The organism is Ruegeria sp. YTSC199 (assembly GCF_059609725.1).
This window is the reverse complement of sequence record NZ_JBXWMF010000004.1, coordinates 155,877-172,160: the sequence shown is the minus strand read 5'-3', so window position 1 is coordinate 172,160 and position 16,284 is coordinate 155,877. Positions and strand designations below refer to the sequence as shown.

Here is a 16,284-nt window from a genome sequence, read left to right as displayed (position 1 = left end):
AGCGCCAATTCGGAAAGTTAGCTAGGGAGCCCGCGATGGCCGAGATTGAACGCGAAGCGATGGAATACGATGTGGTGATCGTGGGTGCAGGCCCCGCGGGCCTGTCGGCGGCCATCCGTTTGAAACAGCTGGATGCCGACCTGAACGTTGTCGTTCTGGAAAAGGGCTCGGAGGTGGGCGCGCATATCCTGTCGGGTGCTGTGCTGGACCCCTGCGGCCTGGACGCGCTGATCCCGAACTGGAAGGAAAAAGGCGCTCCGCTTAATACGCCGGTGACCGAGGACAATTTCTATATGCTGGGTGAGGCGGGTAAAATCCGCGTCCCCAACTTCCCGATGCCGCCGCTGATGAACAACCACGGCAACTACATCGTCTCGATGGGCAATGTCTGCCGCTGGATGGCCGAACAGGCCGAAGAACTGGGCGTTGAAATCTTCCCCGGAATGGCCTGTTCCGAGTTGGTCTATGGCGACAATGGCGAGGTCAAAGGCGTGGTTGCAGGTGTCTTCGGTCTGGAACCCGACGGATCCTACGGTCCGGGTACCGAGCCAGGAATGGAGCTGCACGGTAAGTACGTGTTCCTGTCGGAAGGTGTCCGCGGATCGTTGTCCAAAGAAGTGATTGCCAAGTATGACCTGTCTGCCGGGAAAGAGCCGCAGAAATACGGTGTCGGCATGAAAGAGATCTGGGAGATCGACCCGGCCAAGCACAAGGAAGGCACGGTCACGCATACTATGGGCTGGCCTCTGGGCAGCAACGCAGGTGGCGGATCGTTCATCTATCACCTTGAAAACAATCAGGTCTATGTCGGTTTCGTGGTGCACCTCAACTACAAGAACCCGCACCTGTATCCTTACATGGAATTCCAGCGCTTCAAGCATCACCCGATGGTGGCCGAGTTGCTGAAAGGCGGCAAGCGCGTGGCTTACGGTGCACGTGCGATCACCGAGGGCGGCTATCAGTCGATGCCCAAGCTGGTCGCCCCTGGCGTAGCGCTGCTGGGCTGCTCGGCGGGCATGGTCAACGTGCCGCGCATCAAGGGCAACCACAACGCCATGCTGTCGGGCAAGGCTGCTGCTGAAGCCGCCTATGACGCTATCAAGGCCGATCGTTCGGGTGATGAACTGACCGCCTATGAGGCCGACGTGCACGATGGCCCCATTGGCAGCGACCTGAAAAAGGTGCGCAACGTCAAGCCGCTGTGGTCGAAATACGGCCTGACTGCCTCGCTGGTGCTGGGCGGCATGGACATGTGGACCAACACGCTGGGCTTCTCGTTGCTGGGCACGCTGGGCCACGGCAAGAATGACGCGCAGTCGACCGAAGAGGCCAGCAAGCATCAGCCCATCGACTATCCTAAACCCGATGGCACGCTGTCCTTTGACCGTCTGACCAACGTGTCCTTTGCGATGACCAATCACGAGGAAAGCCAGCCATGTCACCTGAAGCTGGCCGACCCGGATGTCCCGGTCAAAGTGAACCTGCCCAAGTTCGACGAACCGGCGCAGCGCTATTGCCCGGCGGGTGTATACGAGATGGTCGAGGATGAAGAGGGTCCGCGGTTCGTGATCAACTTCCAGAACTGCGTCCACTGCAAGACCTGCGATATCAAAGACCCCAGCCAGAATATTACCTGGACCACGCCGCAGGGAGGGGATGGCCCGAACTATCCCAACATGTAAGCGAAAATCCGGGCACTGGCAGGGTCGTGAAGGCTCTGCCATTGCCTCTTGCCTACCAAAGCCCTAGCTTGTTGCGCAGACAAAAATAGCAAGGCAGGATTGTGGTGGTTTCTCTGGTTCGTCGCGCAGCGTTGGCTGTGCTGTTCACCTCGTCTTTTGTTTTTCCGGTTCAGGCGGATACGGGGTCTGGTGCTTATCTGGCCGGCCGTCAGGCGATTTACGAGAACGACTATACCGCGGCTGAAAGATACTATGCCCGGGCCCTGCAGGCCGATCCCGAAAATGCGACCTTGTTGGAAAGCGTTGTCGTCGCGCGCCTGTCCTTGGGCGAGGTGCAGCGCGCGCTACCGGTTGCACAGGCCATTGAGGATATGGGCCTGCCCAGCCAGGCGGCGCGGATGGTGATCACTGCCAATCTGGTGGCCGAAGGCAAGCTGGACGACCTGTTGGCTCTGGATCATGAAACACAGGGCGTGGGGCCTCTGGTCGATGGTCTGATGATGGGCTGGGCCTATATGGGGCAGGGCGCCATGACCCGCGCGATGGAGCAATTCGATGAGGTTGCCACGCAGGACGGGCTGCGGGACTTTGCACTGTATCACAAAGCGTTGGCGCTGGCGTCGGTAGGCGATTTTGAAGGCGCAGAAGAGGTGTTCACGGCGCATAACGGCGCTGTATCTCGCTTTTCACGTCGCGCGGCCTTGGCTCGGGTCGAGGTTCTGTCGCAACTGGATCGCCACGACGAGGCGCTGCAGTTCTTGGCGGAGGTTTTTGCCGCTGGCAGCGATCCGTCCATCGAAGGCTATGTTGCGCGCCTGAGCGCCGGTGAAACGCTGCCGTTCACCCATGCGCAATCAGCACAGGATGGCATGGCCGAAGTGTTCTTTTCCGTGGGCGCCGCACTGAGCAATGAGGCTGCTGAGAACTACGTTTTGCTTTATGTACGCATCGCTGCGTTTCTGCGGCCCGGCCACGTGGACGCAATTCTGCTGAGCGCCGAGTTGCTGGACGGGCTGGAGCAATACGACCTGGCGGTCGAGGCCTATCGCAAGGTTCCACCCAGCAGCAGCGATTACCACGCAGCCGAACTGGGACGGGCCGAAGTGCTCAGCCGGTGGGGCAAGAAAGATGCGGCGGCCGAAGTGCTGCAGACGCTCGCCAGCCAGACCCCGAACCTGCCCAGCGTGCATGTGGCGCTGGCCGATCTGCAGCGCCAGCAAGAAGATTACGCGGCAGCTGTCGCGTCCTATGACAGGGCAATTGTCCTGACCGAGGGCGCTTCGGGCGGCAACTGGTTCTTGCATTATGCCCGCGGTATCTCACACGAGCGGCTGAAGAACTGGGATCAGGCCGAGGCCGATTTCCGCCGCGCATTAGAGCTGAATCCGGATCAACCTCAGGTGCTGAATTATCTGGGGTACTCGCTGGTTGAACGGCAGGAAAAGCTGGATGAGGCGCTTGATATGATCGAGCGCGCCGTCGCCGCCCGACCTGACAGCGGCTATATCGTCGACAGTCTGGGCTGGGTTCTGTTCCGTCTGGGCCGCTATGACGAAGCAGTCGAGCATATGGAGCGCGCAGTCGAACTGATGCCGGTCGATCCAGTGGTAAACGACCATCTGGGCGACGTTTACTGGGCCGTCGGCCGTGGGCGTGAGGCTGAGTTCCAATGGAGCCGCGCCCTGTCCTTCATCGACCCGTCAGATGCGGATGGCGAGGCCGACCCCGAGCGCATCCGCCGCAAGCTGGAAATTGGGCTGGACGCGGTTCTGGCCGAAGAAGGGGCCGAGCCGCTGAAGGTTGCCAATGGCAATTAAGGCCTTCGCGCCCGCCAAGATCAACCTGACCCTGCATGTGACCGGCCAGCGGCCGGACGGCTTTCATCTGCTGGATTCGCTGGTGGTGTTCGCAGATGTCGGCGACACGCTGGAGTTCACCCCCGGGCCCGCATTGTCGATGGCTGTGACTGGAGAACACGCCGCAGGCGTGCCCACGGACAGGCGCAATTTGGTCTGGAAAGCTGCCGAGGCCGCAGGCTGGACCGGGCATATCGATCTGAACAAAGTGCTTCCCCATGGCGGCGGAATCGGAGGCGGGTCCTCGGACGCTGCCGCGACACTGAAAATGATCACGGATCAGCGAGAGGCGGTCTCGGCAGAAGTAGCATTGTCTTTGGGCGCGGACGTTCCTGTCTGCATGTTGGCTTCCGGCGTGCGGATGCGCGGTATTGGCGAGCATTTGAACCCGATCACATTGCCCCCATTGCCCGCCCTGCTGGTGAATCCCGGCGTCGAAGTGCCCACAGGCGCAGTGTTCTCGGCTTTGGACAGTCGTGACAACCCGTCCATGCCAGGCATGATCCCATCTTTCGACACGCCCGAGGTCTGTGCTGCGTGGTTGCGGGATCAGCGCAATGATCTTGAGCCGCCCACTACCGGGCTGGCCCCGGATGTGGCACGTGTGCTTGAGGAACTGGCTGAAACCAAACAGGCCCTTCTGGCTCGCATGTCGGGCTCAGGCTCGACCTGTTTTGCGTTGTATCCAACGATGAAAGACGCGCATTTCGCGGCTTATGAGATCGGTGCGGCCCATCCCGATTGGTGGTGCCGCGCGACGCGGCTTAGTTGAGGCGCGAGACCACGTAATCGGCCAGATCGCGCAGTAAGGTGCGGATCTCGTGATCGGGAAGGACGTCCAGAGATGCCTTGGCCTTGGCGGCCCATCCGAACGCATCCGCGCGGGTGGCGTCCAGAGTGCCGTATTTGCCCATCAGGCTCAATGCGTGGTCAAGATCGCCATCTTCCTGACGGCCCCGGCCAATGGTGCGTTCCCAAAAGGCGTGTTCCTCGGGGGTCGCCTGCGCCACGGCCTTGATGACCGGCAGGGTCAGCTTCCGCTCACGGAAATCGTCACCGACGTTCTTGCCGGTGGCCTTACTATCGCCCTGATAATCCAGCAGATCATCCGCGATCTGGAAGGCAATACCCAACGCGTCGCCATAGCCATACAGCGCCTTGACCTGTTCCTCGGATGCTCCGGCGATGACGCCGCCTACTTCTGTCGCGGCCGAGAACAGGGCGGCCGTCTTGCCACGCACGACCTGCAGGTAAATCGCCTCATCCGTGCTCAGATCGGTGGCGGCTGTCATCTGCAGCACTTCGCCCTCGGCAATGGTGGCCGAGGCATTGGCCAGAATATCCAGGACCCGCAGCGATCCGGTCTCAACCATCAATTGGAAGCTGCGGGAGAACAGGTAATCGCCGACCAGAACGCTGGATTTATTGTCCCACAGCAGGTTCGCCGTGGGTCGCCCACGCCGTTGGGCGCTTTCATCTACCACGTCGTCATGCAGCAACGTGGCGGTGTGAATGAATTCGACCGTCGCCGCCAGGCGCACATGGTGATCGCCCGAATAACCGAACAGACGGGCCGCTGCCAGTGTCAGCATCGGGCGCAGGCGCTTGCCACCGGCCTCAACAAGATGCGCTGTGACTTCAGGAATACGCGGCGCGTGCTCAGAAGCCATGCGCGTGCGGATCAGTTCGTTGACCGCGTCCATTTCGCTGGCCAGTATTTCCGCCAGCCGTTCATGCGGTTTTGTGATCGTGTCGATATCCATCACACTCCTGATACAAGGCTCGACTTTCGGCGTACCTTGCCCTTACATCCGTCCCATGAAAGAACTTTTGCGCAGCACCGATCCAACGATCCTAGCCTTTGCTTCAGCCCTTCTTGAAGGCGAGGATATAGACTGCTTTCAGATGGACGTAAATATGAGCATCCTCGAAGGCGGCATCGGAATCTTCCCGCGCCGCCTGATGGTGCGTGCGGATGACCTGACCCGCGCTGAAAGAGTGATGCGCGACAACGAGATACCGTTGGGACGATGAACCTGTTCCCCAATAGTGATTTGACTTGTAACGACTTTTTAAACGGACGTATGCGCCTGTGGCAACCGCGTTCCGGCTATCGCGCCGGAGTGGATCCGGTGCTGTTGGCGGCGTCGGTTCCGGCGACACGTGGTCACACCGTGTTGGAACTGGGCTGTGGGGCCGGGGCTGCAATCCTGTGCCTGTTGGCCCGTGTGCCGGGGCTGCAAGGGATCGGGGTGGAGCTGCAAGCGCCCTATGCCGATCTGGCGCGCCGAAACGCGGTGGAAAACGGGGCGTCGCTGGAGGTGATCGAAGCAGACCTTAATGCTCTTCCCGCTAACTTGAAACAGAGGCAGTTCGACCACGTGATCGCCAATCCGCCCTATTACCGCGCCGGGGCGCATAGCTCTGCTGCGGATAAAGGGCGCAGCGTGGCTTTGGGGGAAGAGACTCCTCTGGCCGATTGGTTCGGCGTTGCGGCCAAACGCCTCGCACCGCGCGGGTACCTGCACATGATCCAAAAGTCCGACCGTTTGCCCGACATGCTGGAGGGTTGCGCCGGGCGTCTTGGTTCGGTCGAGGTGCTGCCGCTGGCCGCCCGTACCGGTCGCGCTGCCGAACTGGTGATATTGCGGGCCAGAAAGGGTGGCCGGGCAGCATTTCGGCTACACGCACCACTGATTTTACACGCGGGCGACCGGCACAAAGAGGACGGTGAAAGCTATACGCCGCAGGTCTCGGCCGTGCTGCGCGACGGGGCCGCGATCTGCGGCATTTTCGACCGATAGGCAGTAACCAGCCGAATTTGTCGGATTTAGGAAAGATTCTGTGCGTCTGCAGCGTGACAGGGTGGAAACGATGTGGTCAACTTCTTACGTGAAACTCAGACACCAACAGAGGAGTATCGCCATGAGCGTGAGCGCACACCTGACCGAACTGAAGAAAAAACATGAATCTCTCGGTCTTGAAGTTGAACAAGCCCAACGCTCGCCTGGCATCGACGATCTCCATATTGCTCAGCTTAAAAAGCAGAAGCTTAGACTTAAGGAAGAGATCGAGCGACTGTCGAACTAGCGTCTCATACTGGCCCGCGCGGCAATGGCCGCGCCACCAGTGATGAAAACGGCCGCGATCGCCAGACCCCAGGACGGGGCGGCGATCCCGGCCACAACCAAAGCCAGCGTAGACAACAGGGGTGCCGCGTAGGACGCCGTGCCCAGGATCTGGATGTCACCCTGCTTGACCCCGATATCCCAAACATAGAACGCCAGCCCAACCGGCCCCAGCCCAAGTGCCGCGACCGAGGCCCAACCGAAGATGTTGCTTGGCCAGAGGGTCTCCTCGATGGCCAGATGCAACAGGCCCGAGGCGATGGCTGTGATCATGCAGAACACGGCAACCGAACTGGTTGGCGTATCCCCCAAACGGCGCGACAGGACCGAATAGCCCGACCATGTCAGCGCGCATAGCAGCGCCAACCCGTAGCCCGGCAGGTGATTGACCTGAAACCCCATACTGCCGCCCCCGGCAATGATCACGACTGCGCCGGCAAAGCCAAGGCAGGCACCGATTAAATGTCCGATGCGCAGACGCTCACCCGGCAGCAGTCCGGAAAACAGTACAATTAACAGTGGCCAGAGATAGGCAATCAATCCGGCTTCGGCTGCGGGGGCCATGCGTAGGGCCGAGAAATACAGTGCGTGGTAGCCGAACAACCCGATGGTGCCGAACAGGTATGTCGTCCACGGCACCGCGCGTAACTGGCGCAACCCACCGCTGGTCCACGTCCAGATCAGGCCCAGGGTGCCTCCGATCGAAAAGCAGATGGCGTTTAGCAGCAAGGGTGGGGTCGGAGATGACCCGACGGTGAACAAGGCCAGCAAGGCCCACAGCAAAACGGCGATAAACCCGATGGCTGTTGCGCGTGTTCTGGTCATGGGACAGGGACATCTTCCACCGGAACGATCTTGAATTCGTTCGAGATATGCGCGGTTTTCTCGATCTCGGCAACGAACCAATCCCGAAAAGCCGCGATCTGAGGCCGGTTTTCGGCACCGGGCAGGCATAGAAATCGGAATCGCCCGCGGGTCTCGATGGCGACCTTGTAGGGAGCAACCAGCCGCCCCTCGGTCATGTCTTTCAGGATCATGGCGCGACGGCCCAGCACCACGCCGACCCCCGCAACAGCGGCATCAATCGCGTGATCGGCGTTCGAGAAACGCGCACCATGCGCGGGTGTGAAATCAATCCCCACAGCCCGGAACCATGTTGGCCAGTCACAGCGTGGCCTGAGGAATGCAATCGAATCGTCATGGATCAACGGAGCGTCCTTCAGGTTCTCGGGGGTTGGGTACCGCTCGGCCAGTTCCGGGGTCATTACCGGGGTCAGCCACTCTTTGCGGACAGGAACGGAGTACAACCCATCATCCGGGCCATAGCCAAAGCGGATGGCCACATCTACATCATCACGTTCCAAGTCCATGATCCGCAGGGTGGCCGAAAACTTCAGGTCGATTTCAGGATGCGTCCGCGCAAAGTCATAAAGCCGAGGTGCCAGCCACTTGGCCGTCAGGGCAGGGCCTGCGGTCACCGTCAGGCTGGTGTCGTTGCCTTGCCGTCTGGTGGTCTGCCACGCGGCCTGCAGGGTGGCGAACCCTTCGGCCGCTCCGGGGGCCAAGGTGCGCCCCGCCTCGGTCAGTTCCACCGCGCGGTTCAGGCGGCGAAACAAGGGGCGACCCAGATGCTCTTCCAGCGATTTGATCTGAAAGGACAGAGCGGCGGGCGTGACGTGCAGCTCTTCTGCGGCCTTGGCAAAAGACATGTGCCGCGCAGCTGCATCAAAGGCGCGTAAGGCGGTTAGAGGGGGTAGATAGTCACTCATCCGGGCAAGATTTACTTAACTGAGGGGATCATAAAGCTCGTTTGTCAGCTATTTTTGTAGGCTTCATATTGGGTTCAAGTCAAATGAACTGTTCTGAAAAAGGAAACCGCCATGATCGAAGCGACTACGAACCCCGCCGCCGCCCGCGCTTTTCGGCGCGCCCATCAGGAACGGGCCCAGGTCATCAATGAAGTGCTGAACTGGTTGTTCGGTTCCCGCTGAGCGCAGCGCGCGCGTTCTTACGGGATACAAAAGGGCCGGTCCATAAGGACCGGCCCGATTTCTTGCTGGATGGTCGGATTAGACGAAGAACTGCGCACCGTTGGCCGAAATGGTCGAGCCGTTGATGAACTGAGATTCGTCGGATGCCAGGAACGCGACGCAGCGGGCGATTTCCTCGGGCTCACCCAGACGCCCGGCCGGGATCTGGCCGATGATGGATTCGCGTACTTTTTCCGGAACCGCCATGACCATCTCGGTCGCGATGTAACCGGGGCAGATTGCGTTGGCGGTGATGCCTGCACGCGCGCCTTCTTGCGCCAGCGACTTCACGATGCCCAGATCGCCGGCTTTGGTCGCGGCATAGTTCACCTGAGCGAACTGACCCTTCTGACCGTTGATCGAGCTGATAACGATCACACGGCCGAACTTGCGCTCGCGCATACCGGGCCAGATGGGGTGAACGGTGTTGAACACGCCTGTCAGGTTGGTGTCGATCACGTCTTTCCATTGATCGGGGGTCATCTTGTGGAACGGCGCATCACGGGTGATGCCCGCGTTGGCGACCACGATGTCAATTGGGCCGACCTCGGCCTCAACCTTTTCGATACCCGCTTTGGACTGGTCATAATCGGCCACGTTCCACTTGTAGGTGGCGATGCCGGTTTCCTCGGTGAATTTTGCCGCCGCTTCGTCGTTCCCGGCATAGGTGGCTGCAACGTTATACCCTTCGGCCTTGAGCGCCTTGGAAATTGCTGCGCCGATGCCGCGGGAGCCGCCGGTTACGAGTGCTGTACGTGCCATTGAGGAATCCTCCAATTTAGTCTGCTTGGTAATTCTGTTACTCTGAGAGAGAGAGTTGCGCAATATCGTTTCGTGTTCGAATTCGTCTTTCTATCCGGCGATATTGTCGCAGCTATCGGGTAAAAGGTGATTGTAAGAAAAAAAGGCGCCCAACGGACGCCTTTTCTATTTAGATGTCAAAGCACTTAGTCGCGCTCCACGCACAGGGCGACACCCATGCCGCCACCGATGCAAAGTGTCGCCAGACCCTTCTTCGCATCACGGCGTTTCATTTCGAACAACAGCGTGTTCAGGACGCGGCAGCCCGAGGCGCCGATCGGGTGACCGATGGCAATTGCGCCGCCGTTCACGTTCACGATCGACGGATCCCAGCCCATGTCCTTGTTCACGGCGCAGGCCTGTGCGGCAAACGCTTCGTTCGCCTCGACCAGATCCAGATCGTCAACGGACCAGCCCGCTTTTTCCAGCGCTTTGCGCGAAGCGTAGATCGGGCCTACGCCCATGATCGACGGGTCCAGACCGGCGGTTGCATAGGATGCGATACGGGCCAGGGGCTCGATCCCGCGCTTTTCTGCATTTTCGGCGGACATCAGCAGCGTCGCCGCCGCGCCGTCATTCAGGCCGGATGCGTTTGCGGCCGTGACCGAACCGTCCTTTGCGAAGGCCGGACGCAGCTTTGCCATCGCTTCCATGGTGGCGCCATGGCGGATGTATTCGTCAGCGTCCATCACGATGTCGCCCTTGCGGGTCTTGATGGTGAAGGGCATGATTTCATCCGCAAACTTGCCAGCCTTCTGCGCGGCTTCGGCCTTGTTCTGCGAGGCGACGGCAAATTCGTCCTGCATGTCACGGCTGATTTGCCATTTCTCGGCGACGTTTTCAGCGGTCTGACCCATGTGATAGCCATTGAAGGCGTCCCACAGGCCGTCGCGGATCATCGTGTCGATATATTTCATGTCGCCCATCTTGTGACCGGCGCGCAGAGCGGCGGCATGGGGCGAGAGGGTCATGTTCTCCTGACCGCCAGCAGCAACGATCTCGGCATCGCCCAGCTGAATGTGCTGAGCGCCCAGAGCTACGGCACGCAGGCCCGAGCCGCAAACCTGGTTGATGCCCCAGGCCGCGCTTTCCTGCGGCAGACCGGCATTGATATGCGCCTGACGCGCCGGGTTCTGACCCTGCGCGGCCGTCAGCACCTGGCCCATGATGGTTTCGCTGACCTCACCCTTTTCGACACCGGCGCGTTCGACGACAGCCTCGAGAACGGCGGCACCCAGATCATGTGCGGGTGTGTTTGCAAATGAGCCGCCAAAACTGCCGACACCGGTGCGTGCTGCGGATGCGATTACTACGTTGGTCATATAGACAATCCTTTACCGTCAAGGTCCTGTGGGAACCGTAACGGCGTGGATCGCAAAGGCAAAGCCCCTGTGAACCAGAGCGCCTCCTGATCCCCCGCTCCAACTGAACATGGCATAGCGCAATGCTGCAAATGCAGCAACGGTCACCTTGTCTCAGGGTGCCCTGAGGGCAGCCCTTGCGTGTCTAACTGCCGGTTTGCTGGGCTTTTTGGTCTTTCCACGGAGCTGAGACAGTGGGGGTGCCGAATAAAAATCCCTGCAAACAGTCCACGCCATTGGCCACAAGAAATTCCGCGTCTGCCTTGGTTTCAACCGATTCGGCTGTTACCAGGATTTCGAATTCCCGTGCCACAGCGACCAGAGCGCGGACCAGCGCCTGATTGTCGGGGTTGTCGCTGATGCCGCGTATGAACTGCCCGTCAATCTTGGCGGCGTCGAACAGAAACTCGCGGAAATGGCGGAAACTGAAATTGCTGGCACCGAAATCGTCCAGCGCAAAGGCCACGCCGCGCGGTTGCTGCCGGTCCATGAAATCAATCACCAGTTCCGGCACCGTCATCGCTGAGCTTTCCGAGATTTCCAGAATAAGTCGTTCACCGATATTGGCGTCTTTTTTCAGGAACCGCTCCAGTACCCGCGAGTACCGCGCATATCCAATCGAGCGGGCCGACATGTTGATGGACAAGCGGATATCAGGGTTCCTGGCCAGCGTCCGCAGCCCCATTTCCAGCGCAACGCAATCCAGATCCCGCCCGATGGGGGTGTTTTCCAGCTGAGGCATGAAGTCCCGCGCGGGAATGACCCGCCCGGTTTCGTCCAGAACCCGGATGAAGCCTTCATAAAAAGCCACGCCAAACGGTGGGTGAGCTTGCATTACCGGTTGAAAGGCCAGTTTGCACTGTTTGTGCTTAACCGCCTCGGTCGCCATCTGAACCGTGGACGTATCGCGGGACGCGACAGCCGCATTCAGAGGGCTTTCGGCACCCTCGGGCACATCTGCCTGTTTTTTGTCCTGCATAGCTTTGCCATTCCCGTTACGTCGCCGTTCGGGGTCTGATTTCAGGCCAAAACTATGAATCTGTGGTTAAAGGCCGCGAATTTGGTGCGGTTCAGCGCGTCACTTCCCAAACGCGGCTCAAGGCTGCGGCCGCGCCGACCACGGCCCCCATGAAGCCGAGTGCCAGCATGGCAAATCCCAGCGCAATAACGCTGGCTGCGCCACCCGCCAGTGCCGTCAGCATTGCCAGAACCAGCCCGACCAAACCAAGAACGGTTGAAAAAGTTGTCAATCTGGACATTTCGGCCTCCGGCTACTCGATACGGGTCACATTCGCTGAATATGGAATGTGAAATCCCGCTTTCAAGGCAAGGGGGTGCCGGGTCGGCGAATTTAGGCCTGTTTTGCGTGCGTATTGAGCGTTTTGGCCTCGAAATGCTCGAATCCGGGCGTGCCGCGATCTTCCGGGTGTCGGGCAAGGTGCTTGGCTTTGATCTGCTCTGAACTGTCGCGGCTGCCATCGTGGCTATAGCCCGGCGGTGCAAAGCAATAGGCCAGACGCTCGCGCAGGGTCAGCCCCGGTTGGGTTGCGTCGCGCCAGATGCTGACCCATTCATGGAAGGCCACGCGCAGGGGATTGAAGGTGCCGATGTTGTGGACCAGACCGTAGTCGACCCGGTCGTCCTCCTGTTCGGGCACGAAGGTGCCGAACATCTTATCCCAGATGATGAAAACGCCCGCATAGTTGCAATCCAGATAGCGCGCGTTGCGGCCATGATGGGCACGGTGGTGGCTGGGCGTGTTCATTACCGCCTCGAACCAGCGGGGCATCTTGCCGATGGCTTCGGTGTGAATCCAGAACTGATAGATCAAGTTCAGGCCGCCGCAGAACAGCACCATCGCCGGGTGAAAGCCCAGCAGGATCAGCGGCGCACGCACCACCATCATGAAGGTGAACGTATAGGTCCATGTCTGCCGCAATGCGGTGGTCAGGTTATAGTGTTGCGAGCTGTGGTGGTTTACGTGGCTGGCCCAAACCCAGCGGATGCGGTGACCAAAGCGATGCACCCAGTAATACCGCAGGTCGTCCAGCACAAAGCACAGGATGATCACCGGGATCGAGGTTCCCAGGTTCAGCGGCGTGATCTGCCACAACCACATGAAAAACCCATAGGCGATGAACCCCAGCAAGAAGCCCGAGGCGATATTTCCCGCCCCCATCACAAGTGAGGTCACCGCATCCCGTGTCTCGTATCGGCCGCCTTTGCCCTTGATGGCGATCCACAGGAACTCGGCCAGTATGGCAGCGATGAAGAAGGGCACCGCCCATTGCACGGCGTCGGGGAAGGTAATTTGGTCGGTCATGCGGGGTCCATCAGATGCTCCCAGTGGGGGCGTTCGAATTCGTCAAGGTGGATGATGGCTTTGGGTGTGCCGAATTCATGGAACTGGATCTCGAACCCGTCTGGGTGATCCAGCCAATCGAAATCCAGCAGGTGACGCGCCACGGTATCGGCGCCGAAAGACCATAGCAGCCCGTTGCCGGTTTCGGTCCGGATCAGGGCCGCGTGTTTGTCATGTGCAATGGTGATGTCGATGATCACATCGTCGGGCGCATGGCGCAGCCATTCCGAGCGTGCGGTCTCGGGCGTCAGTTCGCGTACCCGCGACCGTCCGGCCAAATGCAGCAGCACCGTCACACCGACGATGCCTCCGACAACCAGAACCAGCAGTATTTCAAGCGGCATTCCATCCTCCCGCCCGCAGAGTGCAGAGCGGTCAGGATGCTGTCAAAGGTTGCGTGGCGTCAGCCGGCCTCGAGTGTGTCTAGGATTTCGTGCTGCACGACACGCTTAACAAAGGGCACCAGACCGTCGGGGCCAGAAGCGCGATCCTTGAGATGAATGCAGATATCCGGTCTGCGGGCGGCGATGATGCCCACCATCTCGCCGCGTATCTTGTCATCCAGACCGGCGCCCAAGATGGCGCAGACAATCCGGGGCTCTGCGTCCAGTTGCCGTCGGACCTCATCCTGATCATGCGCGCCTAACCATTGGATCGGCATGTGATCCAACTGCCTCGCTACGTCGCCGATGACATTTGGTAAGCGACCTATCAACAGTACTACAGGTTTCATAGTCGCCTCCCTTCCAAAAGGTAACAAACGAAAAACCGGCCCATCGGGGCCGGTTCCAGTCTAGCACAGATTGCTGGGAATGGCGTATTCCTCAGCTTTCAGCGCCCACCAGCGTTGAAATAATCGCTTTGGCGCTGTCCGAATTCCACTCGGCATCCCCGATCAGCCGGGCGATCTCATTGCCGTCGGGGTCAAGGATTACTGTGATTGGCAGGGCGATTACGCCGAATTCCCGTGCCACGGCCGAGCCTGTGTCCTGATGGCGGGGCAGGTTTTCGATGCCGTTCTCTTCGAAGAATTTTTTGATCCCCGCGGGGGAATTGCGTCCGGTGGCCAGCGTCAGCACCTCGAACCTTTCGCCGCCAAACTCTGCCTGCAACTCGGCGATTTGCGGCATTTCCTTGCGGCAGGGCGCGCACCACGTGGCCCAGAAGTTCAGCAGAACGTATTTGCCTTTGTAGTCTTCCAGCGTCGCGGTGCCGCCGTCATCTTCAAGTTGGAATTCAACCAGTTCGTGGGGTTTGGGTTCCTTATGCAGTATCAGCCGTTTCAGCGTACCGTCGCGCAGGGGGCCCAGAGTTTCCGCATCCGTGGCCAATGCCGCGTTTGCACCCAGCGCAAGGGCCATATAAAGGGGGATCAGACGAAATAGGCGCATATCAACTCCGGGTTTTCTTACATGACCGATCAATCTTCGAACCAGATGTGGGGCGGCCGCTTTGCCGCCGGTCCAGACGCGATCATGGAGGCAATCAATGCCTCGATCGGGTTCGATCAGCGGATGGCAGCCCAGGACATCGCAGGCTCGCGCGCCCATGCCGCCATGTTGGCGGCCACAGGCGTCATAAGTGATAGTGACGCTGAAGCTATTCGGGAAGGGCTGCTCACCGTTTTGTCAGAAATCCAGAACGGGGCGTTTCAGTTCTCGACGGCGCTGGAAGACATCCACATGAATGTTGAGGCACGGCTGAAAGAGGTTATTGGCGAGCCCGCAGGCCGTTTGCACACGGGCAGGTCGCGTAATGACCAGGTTGCGACCGATTTCAAACTCTGGGTGCGTGATCAGCTGGATGCGGCCGAAACCGGTCTTCTGGCTCTGATCCGCGCGCTTTTGGCGCAGGCTGAAGCGGGCGCGGATTGGGTCATGCCCGGTTTCACCCATCTGCAAACGGCGCAGCCGGTGACATGGGGCCATCACATGATGGCCTATGTCGAGATGTTCGGCCGCGACCTGAGCCGTGTTCGTGACGCCCGCGCTCGGATGAACGAATCCCCGTTGGGAGCAGCTGCATTGGCGGGGACGTCCTTCCCCATTGACCGTCAAATGACAGCTGAGGCTCTGGGGTTTGACCGCCCTGCTGCGAACTCGCTGGACGCGGTCAGCGATCGTGATTTCGCGCTGGAGTTCCTGTCGACTGCCTCGATCTGCGCCGTACACCTGTCGCGCTTCGCCGAAGAGCTGGTGATCTGGTCCTCGGCCCAGTTCCGGTTTGTGACGCTGTCGGATCGCTTTTCGACCGGCTCGTCAATCATGCCGCAGAAGAAAAACCCTGATGCGGCGGAATTGATCCGTGCCAAGGTGGGTCGCATCTATGGGGCAAACACCGCGTTGATGATGGTGATGAAAGGCCTGCCTTTGGCCTATTCCAAGGACATGCAGGAAGACAAAGAGCAGGTCTTTGATGCCGCCGACAACTGGATGCTGGCGCTGGCCGCGATGGAGGGCATGGTCAGGGACATGACCGCCAATCGTGACAGCCTGGCCGCAGCAGCAGGGTCGGGCTTTTCCACAGCGACCGATCTGGCCGACTGGCTGGTGCGGGTGCCGGGTCTGCCGTTCCGCGACGCGCACCACGTCACCGGATCGCTGGTGGCCATGGCTGAGAGCAAGGGTTGCGACTTGCCCGACCTGAAGCTGAGAGACATGCAGTCGGTCCACGCGGAAATCACCGATGACGTCTATTCTGTCCTTACCGTCCAAAATTCGGTAAACTCGCGCCAGTCCTATGGCGGTACCGCACCAGATCAGGTGCGTGCCCAGATCAAGCGGTGGAAGGCGCTGGTATGATGCTAATTCTACGTGTTGTCTTGCTGATTGCGGCCGGGTTTGCACTGGCCGCCTGTGGTGCCGATGGTGAGCCAATTCAACCCACGATGAGCGCCAATGTAGGCGTTGGCAGCAGCGGCACCTATGTCGGTGGTGGTGTCGGCCTGCGGCGCGGTGGGCTGGGCGTTTATCTGGGCATTTAATCCTCTGCGTCCGTTGCTTTTTATTTGCATGACACCCATGTTTGCCGATGAGTTTGGCCTGGTGCCGAAATTCCTGGACTA

At 59.8% G+C, this 16,284-nt stretch carries 19 protein-coding genes; 8 read left to right on the top strand and 11 right to left on the bottom strand.

Annotated elements, in window-relative coordinates:
• Positions 1 to 35 precede the first annotated feature (35 nt).
• The 3 genes from AC2FEE_RS05355 (at position 36) to AC2FEE_RS05345 (ending at position 4,310) form a co-directional block, all read left to right on the top strand.
• Positions 36 to 1,682, top strand: a complete 1,647-nt coding sequence (locus AC2FEE_RS05355) for an electron transfer flavoprotein-ubiquinone oxidoreductase (RefSeq protein ID WP_496863563.1) — start codon at positions 36 to 38, stop codon at positions 1,680 to 1,682.
• A gap of 104 nt (positions 1,683 to 1,786) precedes the next feature.
• The gene (locus AC2FEE_RS05350) at positions 1,787 to 3,499 is read left to right on the top strand and encodes a tetratricopeptide repeat protein (protein WP_496863561.1); all 1,713 of its coding nucleotides are present in this window, start codon (positions 1,787 to 1,789) and stop codon (positions 3,497 to 3,499) included.
• Positions 3,489 to 4,310, top strand: coding sequence for a 4-(cytidine 5'-diphospho)-2-C-methyl-D-erythritol kinase (locus AC2FEE_RS05345; RefSeq protein ID WP_496863559.1), 822 nt, complete (start codon positions 3,489 to 3,491; stop codon positions 4,308 to 4,310). The genes AC2FEE_RS05350 and AC2FEE_RS05345 overlap by 11 nt, the downstream gene beginning before the upstream one ends.
• Here the strand turns inward: AC2FEE_RS05345 and AC2FEE_RS05340 are convergent.
• The gene (locus AC2FEE_RS05340) at positions 4,303 to 5,301 is read right to left on the bottom strand and encodes a polyprenyl synthetase family protein (protein ID WP_496863557.1); all 999 of its coding nucleotides are present in this window, start codon (positions 5,299 to 5,301) and stop codon (positions 4,303 to 4,305) included. The two genes, AC2FEE_RS05345 and AC2FEE_RS05340, sit on opposite strands and share 8 nt — an antisense overlap.
• Before the next feature lie 55 nt (positions 5,302 to 5,356).
• Between AC2FEE_RS05340 and AC2FEE_RS05335 the strand changes: the two genes are divergently transcribed.
• The 3 genes from AC2FEE_RS05335 (at position 5,357) to AC2FEE_RS05325 (ending at position 6,628) form a co-directional block, all read left to right on the top strand.
• Positions 5,357 to 5,572, top strand: coding sequence for a putative signal transducing protein (locus tag AC2FEE_RS05335; protein WP_037316655.1), 216 nt, complete (start codon positions 5,357 to 5,359; stop codon positions 5,570 to 5,572).
• 50 nt (positions 5,573 to 5,622) lie between these two features.
• A complete protein-coding gene (locus AC2FEE_RS05330; protein ID WP_496863556.1) occupies positions 5,623 to 6,342 on the top strand; it encodes a tRNA1(Val) (adenine(37)-N6)-methyltransferase in 720 nt (239 codons plus the stop codon).
• 121 nt (positions 6,343 to 6,463) lie between these two features.
• Entirely contained in the window at positions 6,464 to 6,628 is a 165-nt protein-coding gene (locus AC2FEE_RS05325; protein ID WP_170327212.1) for a YdcH family protein, read from the top strand.
• Here the strand turns inward: AC2FEE_RS05325 and yddG are convergent.
• The 10 genes from yddG to AC2FEE_RS05275 all read right to left on the bottom strand — a co-directional run bounded on the left by yddG (position 6,625) and on the right by AC2FEE_RS05275 (position 14,611).
• Positions 6,625 to 7,491 carry an aromatic amino acid exporter YddG gene (yddG, locus tag AC2FEE_RS05320; RefSeq protein ID WP_496863554.1) on the bottom strand — a complete coding sequence of 289 codons (867 nt, stop codon included), beginning with the start codon at positions 7,489 to 7,491 and terminating at the stop codon, positions 6,625 to 6,627. The genes AC2FEE_RS05325 and yddG overlap by 4 nt on opposite strands.
• Positions 7,488 to 8,435 carry a transcriptional regulator GcvA gene (locus tag AC2FEE_RS05315; RefSeq protein ID WP_496863553.1) on the bottom strand — a complete coding sequence of 316 codons (948 nt, stop codon included), beginning with the start codon at positions 8,433 to 8,435 and terminating at the stop codon, positions 7,488 to 7,490. The genes yddG and AC2FEE_RS05315 overlap by 4 nt, the downstream gene beginning before the upstream one ends.
• Before the next feature lie 300 nt (positions 8,436 to 8,735).
• On the bottom strand, positions 8,736 to 9,458 hold the full coding sequence (phbB, locus tag AC2FEE_RS05310; RefSeq protein WP_496863551.1) for an acetoacetyl-CoA reductase: 723 nt from the start codon (positions 9,456 to 9,458) through the stop codon (positions 8,736 to 8,738).
• Positions 9,459 to 9,643: 185 nt separating this feature from the next.
• Entirely contained in the window at positions 9,644 to 10,819 is a 1,176-nt protein-coding gene (locus AC2FEE_RS05305; protein WP_496863549.1) for an acetyl-CoA C-acetyltransferase, read from the bottom strand.
• Positions 10,820 to 11,003: 184 nt separating this feature from the next.
• A complete protein-coding gene (locus tag AC2FEE_RS05300) occupies positions 11,004 to 11,837 on the bottom strand; it encodes an EAL domain-containing protein (protein WP_496863548.1) in 834 nt (277 codons plus the stop codon).
• Between the two features lie 91 nt (positions 11,838 to 11,928).
• On the bottom strand, positions 11,929 to 12,117 hold the full coding sequence (locus tag AC2FEE_RS05295; RefSeq protein ID WP_496863547.1) for a hypothetical protein: 189 nt from the start codon (positions 12,115 to 12,117) through the stop codon (positions 11,929 to 11,931).
• Between the two features lie 92 nt (positions 12,118 to 12,209).
• Positions 12,210 to 13,181: a sterol desaturase family protein gene (locus AC2FEE_RS05290; RefSeq protein WP_496863546.1), complete on the bottom strand. Its 972-nt coding sequence runs from the start codon at positions 13,179 to 13,181 to the stop codon at positions 12,210 to 12,212.
• A complete protein-coding gene (locus tag AC2FEE_RS05285) occupies positions 13,178 to 13,564 on the bottom strand; it encodes a hypothetical protein (protein WP_496863545.1) in 387 nt (128 codons plus the stop codon). Before AC2FEE_RS05285 ends, AC2FEE_RS05290 begins: the two co-directional genes overlap by 4 nt.
• 59 nt (positions 13,565 to 13,623) lie before the next feature.
• On the bottom strand, positions 13,624 to 13,953 hold the full coding sequence (locus AC2FEE_RS05280) for a hypothetical protein (protein ID WP_496863544.1): 330 nt from the start codon (positions 13,951 to 13,953) through the stop codon (positions 13,624 to 13,626).
• 91 nt (positions 13,954 to 14,044) lie between these two features.
• The gene (locus tag AC2FEE_RS05275; protein ID WP_496863543.1) at positions 14,045 to 14,611 is read right to left on the bottom strand and encodes a TlpA disulfide reductase family protein; all 567 of its coding nucleotides are present in this window, start codon (positions 14,609 to 14,611) and stop codon (positions 14,045 to 14,047) included.
• Positions 14,612 to 14,632: 21 nt separating this feature from the next.
• On the opposite strand from AC2FEE_RS05275, the gene argH reads away from it, so the two are divergent.
• Complete coding sequence (argH, locus tag AC2FEE_RS05270; RefSeq protein WP_496863542.1) at positions 14,633 to 16,021, top strand: argininosuccinate lyase; 1,389 nt, start codon at positions 14,633 to 14,635, stop codon at positions 16,019 to 16,021.
• On the top strand, positions 16,021 to 16,203 hold the full coding sequence (locus tag AC2FEE_RS05265) for an argininosuccinate lyase (RefSeq protein ID WP_496863541.1): 183 nt from the start codon (positions 16,021 to 16,023) through the stop codon (positions 16,201 to 16,203). Before argH ends, AC2FEE_RS05265 begins: the two co-directional genes overlap by 1 nt.
• Positions 16,204 to 16,284: the final 81 nt, after the last annotated feature.

Bases quoted from the DNA above. Each gene is read 5' to 3' on its own strand.
- AC2FEE_RS05355 (WP_496863563.1), top strand. From the start codon at position 36: ATGGCCGAGATTGAACGCGAAGCGATGGAATACGATGTGGTGATCGTG.
- AC2FEE_RS05345 (WP_496863559.1), top strand. From the start codon at position 3,489: ATGGCAATTAAGGCCTTCGCGCCCGCCAAGATCAACCTGACCCTGCAT.
- AC2FEE_RS05340 (WP_496863557.1), bottom strand. From the start codon at position 5,301: ATGGATATCGACACGATCACAAAACCGCATGAACGGCTGGCGGAAATA.
- AC2FEE_RS05335 (WP_037316655.1), top strand. From the start codon at position 5,357: ATGAAAGAACTTTTGCGCAGCACCGATCCAACGATCCTAGCCTTTGCT.
- AC2FEE_RS05330 (WP_496863556.1), top strand. From the start codon at position 5,623: ATGCGCCTGTGGCAACCGCGTTCCGGCTATCGCGCCGGAGTGGATCCG.
- AC2FEE_RS05325 (WP_170327212.1), top strand. From the start codon at position 6,464: ATGAGCGTGAGCGCACACCTGACCGAACTGAAGAAAAAACATGAATCT.
- yddG (WP_496863554.1), bottom strand. From the start codon at position 7,491: ATGACCAGAACACGCGCAACAGCCATCGGGTTTATCGCCGTTTTGCTG.
- AC2FEE_RS05315 (WP_496863553.1), bottom strand. From the start codon at position 8,435: ATGAGTGACTATCTACCCCCTCTAACCGCCTTACGCGCCTTTGATGCA.
- phbB (WP_496863551.1), bottom strand. From the start codon at position 9,458: ATGGCACGTACAGCACTCGTAACCGGCGGCTCCCGCGGCATCGGCGCA.
- AC2FEE_RS05305 (WP_496863549.1), bottom strand. From the start codon at position 10,819: ATGACCAACGTAGTAATCGCATCCGCAGCACGCACCGGTGTCGGCAGT.
- AC2FEE_RS05300 (WP_496863548.1), bottom strand. From the start codon at position 11,837: ATGCAGGACAAAAAACAGGCAGATGTGCCCGAGGGTGCCGAAAGCCCT.
- AC2FEE_RS05295 (WP_496863547.1), bottom strand. From the start codon at position 12,117: ATGTCCAGATTGACAACTTTTTCAACCGTTCTTGGTTTGGTCGGGCTG.
- AC2FEE_RS05290 (WP_496863546.1), bottom strand. From the start codon at position 13,181: ATGACCGACCAAATTACCTTCCCCGACGCCGTGCAATGGGCGGTGCCC.
- AC2FEE_RS05285 (WP_496863545.1), bottom strand. From the start codon at position 13,564: ATGCCGCTTGAAATACTGCTGGTTCTGGTTGTCGGAGGCATCGTCGGT.
- AC2FEE_RS05280 (WP_496863544.1), bottom strand. From the start codon at position 13,953: ATGAAACCTGTAGTACTGTTGATAGGTCGCTTACCAAATGTCATCGGC.
- AC2FEE_RS05275 (WP_496863543.1), bottom strand. From the start codon at position 14,611: ATGCGCCTATTTCGTCTGATCCCCCTTTATATGGCCCTTGCGCTGGGT.
- argH (WP_496863542.1), top strand. From the start codon at position 14,633: ATGACCGATCAATCTTCGAACCAGATGTGGGGCGGCCGCTTTGCCGCC.
- AC2FEE_RS05265 (WP_496863541.1), top strand. From the start codon at position 16,021: ATGCTAATTCTACGTGTTGTCTTGCTGATTGCGGCCGGGTTTGCACTG.